This window comes from Pseudomonas urethralis (assembly GCF_021602465.1).
Taxonomy (GTDB): Bacteria; Pseudomonadota; Gammaproteobacteria; order Pseudomonadales; family Pseudomonadaceae; genus Aquipseudomonas; species Aquipseudomonas vlassakiae.
In genome coordinates this window covers 332,518-344,839 of the sequence record NZ_BQIJ01000002.1, presented here as the reverse complement: position 1 = coordinate 344,839, position 12,322 = coordinate 332,518, and the positions used below count along the sequence as shown (strand labels likewise).

At 53.6% G+C, this 12,322-nt stretch carries 10 protein-coding genes and 1 pseudogene; 5 read left to right on the top strand and 6 right to left on the bottom strand.

Annotated features, from left to right (window positions below; genetic code table 11):
- Positions 1-113: 113 nt before the first annotated feature.
- Both L6D64_RS04350 and L6D64_RS04345 read right to left on the bottom strand, forming a co-directional pair.
- Entirely contained in the window at positions 114-647 is a 534-nt protein-coding gene (locus tag L6D64_RS04350; RefSeq protein WP_236192341.1) for a YkgB family protein, read from the bottom strand.
- Positions 648-664: 17 nt separating this feature from the next.
- Entirely contained in the window at positions 665-1,204 is a 540-nt protein-coding gene (locus L6D64_RS04345) for a MarR family winged helix-turn-helix transcriptional regulator (RefSeq protein ID WP_054571903.1), read from the bottom strand.
- A gap of 446 nt (positions 1,205-1,650) precedes the next feature.
- On the opposite strand from L6D64_RS04345, the pseudogene L6D64_RS04340 reads away from it, so the two are divergent.
- Positions 1,651-1,785: pseudogene (locus L6D64_RS04340) on the top strand (succinyl-CoA--3-ketoacid-CoA transferase); the annotation flags it as partial.
- A 107-nt stretch (positions 1,786-1,892) separates the two neighbouring features.
- Here L6D64_RS04340 and L6D64_RS04335 read toward each other — a convergent pair.
- Complete coding sequence (locus tag L6D64_RS04335; protein WP_176508815.1) at positions 1,893-2,549, bottom strand: O-methyltransferase; 657 nt, start codon at positions 2,547-2,549, stop codon at positions 1,893-1,895.
- 50 nt (positions 2,550-2,599) lie between these two features.
- Positions 2,600-3,793: an arabinose transporter gene (locus L6D64_RS04330; protein ID WP_176508816.1), complete on the bottom strand. Its 1,194-nt coding sequence runs from the start codon at positions 3,791-3,793 to the stop codon at positions 2,600-2,602.
- Between the two features lie 159 nt (positions 3,794-3,952).
- Here L6D64_RS04330 and L6D64_RS04325 point away from each other — a divergent pair, with 159 nt between their 5' ends.
- From L6D64_RS04325 to L6D64_RS04310, 4 genes are all read left to right on the top strand, one after another.
- Positions 3,953-4,612 (top strand): TetR/AcrR family transcriptional regulator, encoded by a 660-nt coding sequence (locus L6D64_RS04325; protein ID WP_176508817.1) that lies wholly within the window; start codon positions 3,953-3,955, stop codon positions 4,610-4,612.
- A gap of 568 nt (positions 4,613-5,180) precedes the next feature.
- Positions 5,181-5,666, top strand: a complete 486-nt coding sequence (locus L6D64_RS04320; protein ID WP_176508818.1) for a (2Fe-2S)-binding protein — start codon at positions 5,181-5,183, stop codon at positions 5,664-5,666.
- Positions 5,663-7,963 (top strand): xanthine dehydrogenase family protein molybdopterin-binding subunit, encoded by a 2,301-nt coding sequence (locus L6D64_RS04315; protein WP_176508819.1) that lies wholly within the window; start codon positions 5,663-5,665, stop codon positions 7,961-7,963. The genes L6D64_RS04320 and L6D64_RS04315 overlap by 4 nt, the downstream gene beginning before the upstream one ends.
- Before the next feature lie 765 nt (positions 7,964-8,728).
- The gene (locus tag L6D64_RS04310) at positions 8,729-9,865 is read left to right on the top strand and encodes an XdhC family protein (protein WP_176508820.1); all 1,137 of its coding nucleotides are present in this window, start codon (positions 8,729-8,731) and stop codon (positions 9,863-9,865) included.
- A gap of 98 nt (positions 9,866-9,963) precedes the next feature.
- Here the strand turns inward: L6D64_RS04310 and L6D64_RS04305 are convergent, their stop codons facing one another.
- Together L6D64_RS04305 and acuI are read right to left on the bottom strand one after the other, a co-directional pair.
- Positions 9,964-10,914, bottom strand: coding sequence for a GlxA family transcriptional regulator (locus tag L6D64_RS04305; RefSeq protein ID WP_176508821.1), 951 nt, complete (start codon positions 10,912-10,914; stop codon positions 9,964-9,966).
- 398 nt (positions 10,915-11,312) lie between these two features.
- Positions 11,313-12,296 (bottom strand): acrylyl-CoA reductase (NADPH), encoded by a 984-nt coding sequence (gene acuI / locus L6D64_RS04300; RefSeq protein WP_176508858.1) that lies wholly within the window; start codon positions 12,294-12,296, stop codon positions 11,313-11,315.
- Between the last annotated feature and the right edge of the window lie 26 nt (positions 12,297-12,322).

Here is a 12,322-nt window from a genome sequence, read left to right as displayed (position 1 = left end):
TTGAGATAGTGTCGCATTCAGAGGTTCCAGGCACGTACAGCGTGTCAAGTTGGGAAACTGCGATCATCAAGCACAACGGCACGGTTGGTACAGGAGGATTGGCAGAGGCCGTATCATCGATTCTGATCCCTCACCCACGGCCCTTGCACGGAAGCCGCAAGCAGGCACAACGAAGCAGCCAACAGGACTAAATCCTTCAACAAGAATTGTCCCGGCGCAGCCGAAATGGCCGGGAACCCTCCCGCCGTGGCCTCCGCTACACCAGGGGTACTAAAGAAGAAGGTCAAAGTTACAAGGTAGGTCATGGTTGACATCGCCGCCCCCAAAGCCGAAAACAGTGGTTTGAAAGCACCGATGGTGAGCGCCGCTGCAGTTGAGAGCTCCAGCACACCGATGACATAGCTCGCGCCTTGAATGCCGAACAGCGTATGTAGCCAGCTCATGAGTGGGCTGTTGGCAATGAACGGCGCAATGCCCTCAGCCTCATACATCGTGAATTTCATGCCTCCGAACCAGATGAAGACGACAACCAAGGTCCATCTAAGGAGCACTAGATAATTGAAGGAGCCAAGGCTTTTCTCTGCAATTTGCAGGCGAATCTGGTTAGGCTGGGTAAAGTTCGTCATTTTCAGTTCCTCGTCAGTCATGTAAGGAATCGGCAACCTCACGCGGTGGCGTTCGGGTTACCAAGGGATTGAAGAGGCCCGAAGACCTCCATCGGACAGTCGGTGCAGCAGCGCTCGTCGCAATAGCGACAGGTCGTCAGCGATGTCAGCGCATCGTCAGGCAGTGCTGCAACGATCGTTTCGGCTATGCGCTCAAGAGCGCTCAAATCTTCAGATGAAACAGGGGCGAGCAGCGTACTGAGGGCGGCACGCCGAAGTTCGAGAAGCTCTTCACGCTGTTTACGGCCGCTTAAAGTCAAAGCCAGGCTCATTGTTCGTCGATCCAGCGCCGACGGTTTCTTCTCAACAAAGCCTCGTTCGACCAGTCGATCGACAAGGCGCACGGCACCTGCGTGTGACAACCGCAAGATGCGGCTCAATTGGTCAATCGACAGGCTGGGCACATGCCCAATCACAATCACCGCCGCCACGGTTTCACCACCCAAAGGCATGGCGTCGTTGACCGCGGCACGCATCTGATCGGTAACACCGACCGCTAGGGCCCCCAGGAGATTTATCAGTCGTTCGGAATTAATCATGGCTGTACACTCCTTTCGCCTACACATGTATGACTCATGCATATATTAGTACATCAACAAACCTGCTCCAGTCAACACCCACGAGGAAAACCGGGCGACGAAAGGTCGCTAAGGCCGCATATGGCTATCACCGGATGGGACAAGCCAGGGAGCCTATGGCGGCATGGCTTCTCGCGAGTCGACCTACTGGCTCTCGAATACTCGACGTTCATCGTCAACGGTCGCCCCGATTTGGCGATTCTCGTCTAAAGTCCTGCCAGCGAAGAGGCGGCCGCCACTATCGGGGATTTGACGGCCACCCAGCCACGTTAAAGTGCAGATCATTCGCAGATGTTGCTGACAGGCGCTGACACTGAGCAGCTTTATACGCGCATCTCTGCTGAGTGTGGCCCTCCCGTTCTACACGGTAGAGAGGATCGCTATTTTGAATAGCCTCAGATACAGCCACCGTGCCCCACGCATCTAGGGAGGGTGAGTCGAAGCTGCTAGAGTGCTGCAACTAGCCGCTGAACGGCGTCGCCTGCATCCGTATGGTGCTTACCGACCTCGTACATCTGGAGATCGAAGACGGTGCCTTCATCTCCATGAGCGTGCACCGAAAATGGCTTTCTGAGAGTGGTCTAGCTTTACCCAGCTATCTGCCTAGTTGCAGATAGCTGGGTTGGCGAGCCTTTGCTTGATCTCCTCCTTATCCCAGCCGAATGGAAAGTTCGACGTCATCGCAAACCCGCGTGGACAAGTACCCACTCTCACTATCTCGAACACGGGCGAGATAGTCCGGGCTGTAATCTGCATTGTCGGCAACGACCCATGCTCCCGGACGAAGACGATCCTCCAGCAGATTAAGGACGTCGCCGTAAAGTGCCTTGGCCCCATCCAGCAGCAAGAGGTCGATCTTATCCGGAAGATCCTGGCTCAGGGTCTGCAAGGCGTCGCCCTCTCGGATCTCCACCAGATCGATCAAGCCACCTGCGCTCAGATGCTGACGCGCCTTAGCGATTTTCGAAGATTCGAACTCAGTGGTAATCAGACGGCCACCGCCGTTGTCGCGTAGTGCAGCAGCCAGATGCAGCGTGGAAAGGCCAAAGGAGGTACCGAACTCGATGATCGTCCGTGCATTCGAACCGCGTACTAGGCTGTAAAGCAGCCGACCGGTTTCTCTAGAAACCGGCAGCCAAAGATCCTTCAGACGGGTATAGAAATCCAAATATTCGGTCTTGCTACGCATTAGTCGATCAAGCTCGTCACGGGACATACCCGCCAAAGCCGGGCTGGTGGCCGCATCGGCTTGGGCGAACAACTGATCTAGCAAGTGTGCAACGGGAGCGGAGGCCAAAGTAGACATAGGTTTTCCTCAGGTTGAAGAGTCCCAGCAGGTAGCTGGAGACAGGTGATTCAGCGCTTGCTCAGCAACTGCAGCGCCACAAAAAACGAGAGGCCGACAGAGGCTGCTCCGGCCAAATAGACCGAGGCCACTCCCCATGACTGAGCCATCAGGCCGGCGAGAGGGCTCGTCAGCCCCAAGGCGATATCGAGAAATGCCACGTAGGCCCCCATTGCCAAGGCGCGGGTCTGTGGCGGAGCACGCCGCACGGCCTCGACACCAAAACCAGGAAATGCGAGTGAATAACCGATGCCAGTTAGCGCCGCTCCGATGTAGACAGTGGGCGTACCTTCCGCCCCCCAGATCATCAGCAACCCGAGCGCTTCGATCGCCACGCAGACCATTGCCACCCGTGCCCCTCCGAGCCTGTCCGGAAGGTGAGAGCAGAAGAGCCGTGCGGTAATGAACGCTAGGCCGAAGGCACTGAAGACCAGAGACGAATCCCCCCAGTCCCTGGCGGAGAACAACAAGGCAATGAACGCTGTGATAACGCCAAACCCGACACTACACAGTGCTAGTCCGAGCCCTGGCACCCAGACGGCGCCAATGACTCGATAAAAAGGCGTACGACGCGTAGCGGTGGTCGACACGCCTTTGATATGTGCAATAGCGAGCAATGCCAGCAGCGGGATCAAGACGGATCCCAACGAAACGCCAGCGAATCCCCAAGCAGAATTAATCGCTACCCCCAAAGGCGCCCCTAGGGAATAGGCTCCATACATGGCCATCCCATTCCAGGCCATAACTTGCCCGGCATTCTGCGGCCCAACTTTTCCGATCCCCCAGCCCAGAGCACCAGTCACTACAAGGCTTTCCCCAAGAGCTAGGACGATGCGCCCAATCAGCAGCCCCCAGACAGATACAAACGGAACCTGCGTGAACGCTAGGGACGAGAGGTAAACGACTCCAGACAAGCTCGCCAACAATAGCCCCAGAGTCATCGCCCACTTAGCCCCACGCATATCTGCGAGATTCCCTGCCCACGCCCGAGAGCACAGAGCAGCAATGAACTGAGCCCCAACCACCAGACCGATTACAGAAGTGCTCATGCCGAGAGAATGATGCAGGTGCAGCGGCAGGACCGGGAGCTGCATGCCAATTACTAAAAAAGCGATAAAAACGGCCAGAGTCAGTAGCAACAACCTGAGCACGACCACTTTGGATGACTGTTCCTGTGCGACGGATTCAAGAGATGTGCTGGTCATAGAGACGACCTGTCGAAAACGGTGTTCATGAAAGCGATCCTGAGAGAATTGAAGAGCGTTTCAATTGAGGACTAAAATGTGATCATTTCGTCGCTTTCAAGAATATGAGCAATTAATCGCATTTAATATTCGCATCCAACTTCAAGGTACTGACGCGTCATGGCAAAGCGCTCGAACCCCCAAATTTCCTCGCGGAAAGAGCCTAAGCAGGCTCGCTCCAACGAGCTGGTCTCAGCTGTTTTGGAGGCTGCTATTCAGGTTTTGGCAAAGGAAGGAGCTACGCGCTTCACTATGGCGCGCGTGGCAGAGAAGGCTGGCGTGAGCGTTGGATCGCTATATCAGTACTTTCCCAACAAAGCGGCGATCTTGTTCCGCTTACAGAACGATGAGTGGCAGCAGACATCGAAGATGCTGTGCCAAATTTTGGAAGATTTGGCCGCACCACCCCTGCAGCGTTTGCGCACGCTCGTCCATACGTTCGTCCACTCCGAATGTGAAGAAGCACTAATTCGAGTGGCGCTGAATGATGCTGCTCCGCTTTATCGCAATGCCCCTGAAGCACAAGAGGCCAAAGCGTCCTCGGAGCAAGCCATCGAACGCTTCATGGACGAAACTCTGCCGGACGCACCTCAGCACGATCGGATTCTAGCGGGCGATCTAATAACCACCACGCTGAGCTGCGTGGGCAAGCAATTTTCCACCACACCTCGCTCGATCGAGGAGATTCAGGTATATGCAGATGCGCTGGCCGACATGCTGTGTGCGTACTTATACAAACTCCAGCGGCGCCAGGGGAAGAAAGATCGACAAAAGTCATAGCAGCTGAGGAACGGGCGGCTTTCTCTGCTCTTTACTCTAACGCTTTAACTACTAAAGGTCAGAAGCAGACTTGGCACTCCGCAGCCGTCACCTCGCACTCGCGAGCTGGCCTGACTTAACTAAAACCTAACGCCACTAACGCCCACGGCCATGGGAGCTCTATTCCGAACATCGGTAGACGATGCATCAGGAAGCCTGTGTTGATTTTATTTTAGTCTTTCTAAATGACAGGGATGTCAGTCAGCTTTTTGAGAATTTTGTTAGCGATATGCGCTGGCGGAAATCCTGCACATATCCCAGCGATATGCTAGTCGGTCTTAAGCGAACCGAATTGCCTCAGAAAGACCACTAGAGGCCTTTCTAGCTACCTCGACCGCCTAAAATGTCTCAAATCATTGCGTTTTTGACATTGCTAGCGCTTTGCACAGTGCTAGCCTTAATTCACATAGAAAGTATCGGCTCCATTGACAAGTTCAACCACTTATCGCTAGCACCATACTTGATAGCAAATTACCACAACCTTACGCTGCCTCATTAGCAAACCTACAAAACGCCTGCGGAGGTCGCTGTGATCGAATTCTATCTGAACGGCCAGAAAGTCCAGTCTCAATTCAGTGACGACACTCCATTACTGTGGGTAATTCGAGATGAATTCAAGCTCAAAGGCACCAAGTTCGGCTGCGGTATTGCCATGTGTGGTGCATGCACGCTCCATGTAGGAGAGTCCGCTGTTCGATCTTGCGTGTACCCACTCGCGATGGTTCGAAACCAGTATGTTACAACCATCGAAGGGCTCGGCGACCATCCCCTACAGCGGGCATGGGTGGAGCAGCAAACACCGCAGTGTGGCTATTGCCAGTCTGGCCAGATTATGCAGGCGGCGACATTGCTGAAGCAAATACCCCATCCCACAGAAGACGACATCATCAATCACATGAGTTCTAATTTGTGTCGTTGCATGACCTACCGACGCATCAAAGAAGCCATTAAGCACGCGGGCTCGATTCCGACTCGCTCCCAGGCTTCGGTTGATATGAGGGTGGAGAATAAATGAACATCAAAAAATCGATACTTCATTCCGAGCCGGCCACCTTGTCGCGCCGTAATTTCTTGGTGGGGACGGTGGCCGGAACTTTGATCATGGCTTTCACGTCTGACTTCTCAGTACAAACCGTATTCGCAAGTGAAGCGTTGGAAAAAAAACTGTTCTCCCCTACCGTTTGGTTCCAAATAAACGATGAGGGCGAGATTACTATTAATATTGCTAAGGCTGAAATGGGTCAACATGTGGGGAGTGCCCTTGCACGCATTGTTGCCGATGAGCTTGGAGCCAATTGGGAGCATGTCAAGATCGTCCATGTAGATACCCACCCAAAGTGGGGGTTCATGGTTACCGGTGGATCATGGTCGGTGAATACCTCCTTCGTAACACTCTCTCAGGCAGGAGCGGCGGGACGACAGGCCCTCATTGAGGCTGCGGCAAAGCTCAAAGGAATTCCACCGTCACAATGCGATACCCAAAACGGGTACGTGGTAACGCCTGCGGGTAATCTCGGTTTCGGCGAAGTCGTGCAAAGAGCAACTTTTAATCGTGCATTTACTGCTGAGGAATTGGCCAAGTTCAATCCAAAGCCAAAAAGCAAGCATGTGCTTATTGGGGCTGACCACAAAGCCTTGGACATTCCACAAAAAACTAATGGAACAGCTGTATACGGAATCGACGTCGAAGTCGAAGGCATGGTATACGCTCGCCCTGTCGTCCCGCCAACTCGGTATGGCAGCCGCGTGATCAGCGTCGATGATAGCCGCGCCAAGCCACTGTCAGGCTACTTAGGTCATGTCATTCTCAAAGACCCAAGCGGCCTTATTCAGGGGTGGGTTTCGGTCTTGGCTAAGGACTATCCCACCGCAATAAAAGCGGGCGACCTAATTGACGTGCAATACCAGGTAGGTCCCACAGCCACCGTCAGTGAAAACGATATATTGCAAGAGGGTGAACGCCAGGTTAAGGCCCCTAGTACAGGGTACCTGTTCGTCGACACTGGCGATGTCGATGCAGCGAAAAAGCAGAATCCAAACTCCATAGATGCAATCTACAAGACGCACACAGCAATGCATTTCGCGCTAGAGCCACTCAACACTACTGCGCTGTTCTCGGAAGGTATCTGGCACATTCATGGTGGTAATCAATGGCAGTCGCTCACTTTGCCATCTCTGGCCAAAGCGCTTGAGGTCGATGAAACTCAAGTCGTGATTCATCAGTATTACCTCGGCGGTGGCTTTGGCCGTCGTCTATGGGGGGACTACATGATCCCCGCCGCGCTGACCGCCAAGCAATTCGGGCAACCGGTTAAGTTGATTTTTACACGCGTGGATGACTCGCGGTTCGACCAAGTCAGGTCGGCCTCTGTCCAGCGTTTCCAGGCCAACTTCGACGAAACCAATCAGCTGGTGGCGCTCGATCACGCCTTCTCGGCCGGATGGCCAACTTTAACGATGGCGCCGGACCTGCTGGCTGACAGCATCGACAAACAAGGCAAGCTCGATCCGTTCTCTACCAGTGGCGCCGATCATTGGTACACACTGGAACACCATCGGGCTCGCGCCATCAATAACGCACTTGCACAGAAAACATTCCTACCGGGCTGGTTGAGATCCGTCGGACAGGGATGGATCGTCTGGGGCCTTGAATCCTTTATCGATGAGGCCGCTCATCGAGCCGGAGTTGATCCAGTGGCGTTCCGCTTGCAGATGCTGAATGGCGAGGGCAAGCAAGCGGGCATTCCCCCCGAAACCTCGGGCGGAGCGCTTCGGCTCAGACACGTACTTGAGGTACTCGCAAAGCAGGTCGATTATGGCTCAAAACTGGGGCCTAACGAAGGGCTCGGAATCGCATTGTCCTCCGGTCAAGAGCGTACCAATGCGACTTTGATCGCCACAGCTGCGCATGTTCGTGTCGACTCGGACACTGGGAAAATCCAGGTCAAAAAAGTTGTGATGGTAGTGGATGCGGGCGTCATCATTCACCCAGATGGTGCGCGCGCTCAATTGGAAGGAGCGGCCTTGTGGGGAGTCAGCCTGGCGCTTAACGAGCACACAGAATTTGCCAATGGCCAGGTCCGGGACGTGAATCTGAACACCTATACCCCGATTCGCATGAATGAAGTACCTGAGATCACCATCAAGCTCATCGATAGCGAAGAGTTCCCGACTGGGCTGGGTGAACAAGGCGTGATCGGAATAGCGCCGGCTATTGGAAATGCCATTTTCCAGGCGGTAGGCGTGAGGCTTCGCACGCTTCCGATGAAGCCGGAACATATTCTCAACTCATTGAAAAAGCAGGAGGTTTAATAATGGCTAGACCTCGTGCGGTTTTATGCGCGTTAGCGTTAGTTGGGCTTTCACGCGTAACCTTTGCTGACCCTTTTAAAGATTACGTGGACGCCCCGTCACCCGCGACAGCATTCAAATACATACACCAAGTGACTACACATCAGCGATGCGTGAATTGTCACGGAGTTATCAGCGGTGGTGTTCAACGTCCTACGGTGGGTGAAGAGGGTCGCTTGCACCCCATGAACATCTCCGTCATGCATAACCTTCGCTTGCGGGTCGAAGGCAAGAAGTTCGCTGAAATAGCCAACTCTTCCCAGCCTGTCAATTGCCGAAGCTGCCACCAGGACGTCAATGGTGATGCACCTGGAATGCCTCCCGGCGCCGCAAACGACTTGATGCCAGGATTCGTATGGCATATGCCTCCTCCGACGATGATTCTTAATAGAACCATGAGCGTGCAACAATTATGTGACCAATTCCTAGATCCCGCCAGAAATAGTTTTCTTGCGGTGAGGGGGGGACGAGATGACCTCGAAACCTTTAAGAAAGAGTTTGTTCACCACGTGAGCGACGACCCGCTCGTCCGATGGGCGTGGCAACCTGGCCCCGGACGAAGTCCCGCACCGGGGACTCACGCTCAACTGGTCGAAGCCATGAAGCTATGGACTAGTGCCGGAGCACCGTGCCCCGCTTCGTTAGGCAAGAAAATATAGTTCATCAACAAAAGTTTACGCTCCCAGATTTCAAAGAAGACATCTCTGAATATAGGAATGAGACACTATGCTAACTGGGATAAGTGCTCTGTTAGATGCAGTTGCCACCGTGACAAAATATAATCGCGAGGCCGTATTAGCCACATTGGTCAAGATCGAGGGCTCTTCCTATCGACAGCCGGGTGCTCGCATGCTTGTACCAATCTACGGTGCCTCTATCGGCACCATAAGTGGTGGCTGCTTGGAATCCGAGGTGGCAAAAAAAGCATGGTGGTTGACAGATAGGGCAGAAGCAGTAGTACGTCGGTACAGTACAGACGCTCAGGACGATGACGACGATTCGGCGCAAACCTTCGGTCTCGGCTGCAATGGCACTGTCCACGTGATGCTACAGCGTCATAGCGCGAAAAAACCGCTACCCGCATTCGAGTTGCTGCACCTAGTACGCAGAAGCGGCCGGCCTGGTGTACTGGCCAGCGTGATTGCCTGCCAACAAAACGCCAGCATCCGCGTTGGCGATCAATGGCTACTACACCCCGATCATTCTGGTAGAGCACGTCTGCTAGACTCTACCCTTGACGACCAGGTACAAGCAGACTTGACCGACACGTTGAGCCATGGCCGTTCGATTCTACGCGTTTACAGCACCTCCCAAGGCGAGGTCGAGATTTTCCACGAATACATTGCACCACAACAACGACTGGTGATATTCGGAGCAGGGCACGATGCTCAGCCTCTGGTACACATGGCAAAGTTGCTGGACTGGCACGTAACCGTAATCGACGGCCGCACACACTTTGCCCGCAGCGACCGTTTCCCCAACGCTGACGCCGTGCTGCAAGTGGATGCTCGTCCTCCTTATACCCTGCACAGACTTACCGACCACGCTCTCGTCGCAGTGATGACCCACAGCTATAGCCAAGATCGTCATTGGCTCGAGGGGCTGCTACAAGGTAATCCCACTTATATTGGTCAACTAGGCCCACGCGCTCGTACCGAGCGCTTGCTCGCAGAAATATGCACATCAACTGCCAAGTTATCTGCTTTGAAAAACTTCCACTACCCAATGGGTCTAGATATCGGAGGTGAAACACCAGAAAGTGTGGCCCTCGCCATCCTCGCCGAGATGACGGCAGTATTGAGCCAACGGAGCGGTGGCATGCTTAAGTATCGCAAGACAGACATCCACATATCCATCGAATGAAATTATGTGATTTCCGAAAACTATATCTTCGAACGGTCCTGCCATACCTATTCCGCTCCGCAAGCCTCGGCATCTTAGATTTTTTGTCACATAATTGTTCAGCTGCTGTCAGCGGCAGACTCACAAAGTGCACTACGCATTAATTGTGGAGGCTTGCCAAAGGCTCGAAGGAAAGCTTGTCGCATACGTTCACGATCCTTAAAGCCTGTTTCTCTAGCAATGACCTCTATCGGATGGCGACTTGTTTCCATCATCACTCGTGCAGACTCCACTCGTAGAATCTCGATGGCTTTCGCTGGACTCTTCCCCGTCTCCTCACGAAACACTCGACTAAATTGCCTTGGACTGAGCCTTGCTACTTTTGCAAGCACCGAGACGGAGAGATCACTACTGAGATGATCACGTGCGTAAGCCAACGCTTGTTGTATTCGGTCGGACTTCGGATCGAGATCCAGTAAGGCAGAATGCTGGGATTGTTTGGAGCCTCGCCGCTGAACGATGACCAGCTTACGCGCGATATCGCGGGCTAAAGTCGAACCCAGGTCATTCTCAACCATAGCTAATGCTAGATCCACACCAGCACTCATTCCTGCACCAGTCCAAATCTGGCCATCGACGACGAATAATCGATCCACTTCTAACTGGACCGCAGGATAACGCCTCTTGAACTCAGGTACATGTAACCAATGAGTGGTCACACGTTTTCCCGCAAGGAGCCCGGCTTCAGCTAATGCAAAAATTCCGGTGCATAAGGAAGCTATACGCCTTGATTTACGACTGACTTCCACAAGACTGCTTATCAGCCCTGGGCTGTGTACACCCATTCCAAGGAAGCCGGCGACGAAAATGGTGTCGTAACTGGACCTATCTAGTCGCAGGGTATTCACTGAAAAACCTTCGGAGGACACGACCGCCCCCCCCTCCTCTGATACTAGAGTGAAGACATAAATCGGCTCCCCATATAACAAGTTAGCGCATTCGAACACCGAGCTAACTGCGAGACTCATTGACTGAAACTGCGGGTAAACCACCAACGCCACGGTATGCATTCATTACCTCACTGGAGCTGTACCTCGAGAGTTTCTGAGGTAGTCAGGACACACGCAAGCTTGTAATACGCGTTTGTCCTGAATCATTGCGATAATGACCCTTAACCGACACCATTAATGTATTTCAGTGTGGCGTAAGGCGCAGCGAGCAATCAGCCCCCAAGGTGACAACACCCACATTAACTAAAACACCAACACTTATACCGAAGAGCCTCAATATCAGCCGAGTTTGGGAAACATATTAAGTGCACCAATAGAGAATCAAGATACATAACGCCCATCTTAAACTTACCCTATTTTCATGCACCCCTCAAAAAATAAATCAAGATAGAAATATATTGCTGAGAGTTATGTAACTCGACATTGTCCGGAGCTTCGCTGAAGGCCCGTAAGTAGGTCTAGTGGTTCACGTCAACCACTACACGACCCCTTACCTTCCCTTGCAATAAATCCCGCGCTACCTGAATGCTTTCCGCTAACGTGATCTCACGAGTCATATCGGTGAGTTTTTCCAAGTCCAGTTCGACGGATAGGCGTCGCCAAGCTTCAATCCGTCGTGAGTAGGGCTGCGTGACGCTATTAATACCGAGCAGGCTCACGCCCCGTAGGATAAAAGGTGCTACAGTGGCGGGCAGTTCCATTCCCTGGGCTAGACCGCAGGCAGCAACAGCACCTTCAGCTAAGGTGCCAGCACAGACATTAGCCAAAGTGTGGCTCCCCACCGAATCGATGGCAGCCGCCCAGCGCTCCTTACCCAACGGGCGACCTGGTTCAGATAATTCGGAGCGGTGGATGATCGTTTCCGCTCCCAGTTGCTTGAGGTAATCCGCCTCCTCAGGCCGGCCTGTCGCGGCGATAACTGAAAAGCCATTGCGCGCTAGAAGCGCGATCGCAAAGCTGCCCACCCCGCCGTTAGCCCCAGTGACCAGCACCTTACCCTGCTTTGGGTGGACACCATGGCGCTCAAGCGCCATCAAGCACAGCATGGATGTGTAACCTGCTGTACCGATAGCCATAGACTGGAGCTCGGTAATGCCGGTAGGCAGTGGGATCAACCAGTCACCCTTAACTCTGGCTTTCTGTGCTAGGCCTCCCCAGTGCCCTTCGCCAACACCCCAACCGTTGAGCAGCACCTTATCGCCCGGCTGGTAACGGCTATCAGCGCTCGACTCCACCGTACCGACTAAGTCGATCCCCGGCACCATTGGGAACTGTCGGACCACCGGGCCTTTGCCGGTGATCGCCAGTCCGTCCTTGTAATTGAGCGTGCTGTAGGACACACACACGGTTACGTCGCCATCGGGTAGTTGCTCCTCACTGAGGTCGGCCAGCTGGGCCAGGTACGCAGAAGCGTCCTTGTTAACCATGATTGCCTTAAACACATTCACCTCCATTTAGACCGTTCGTC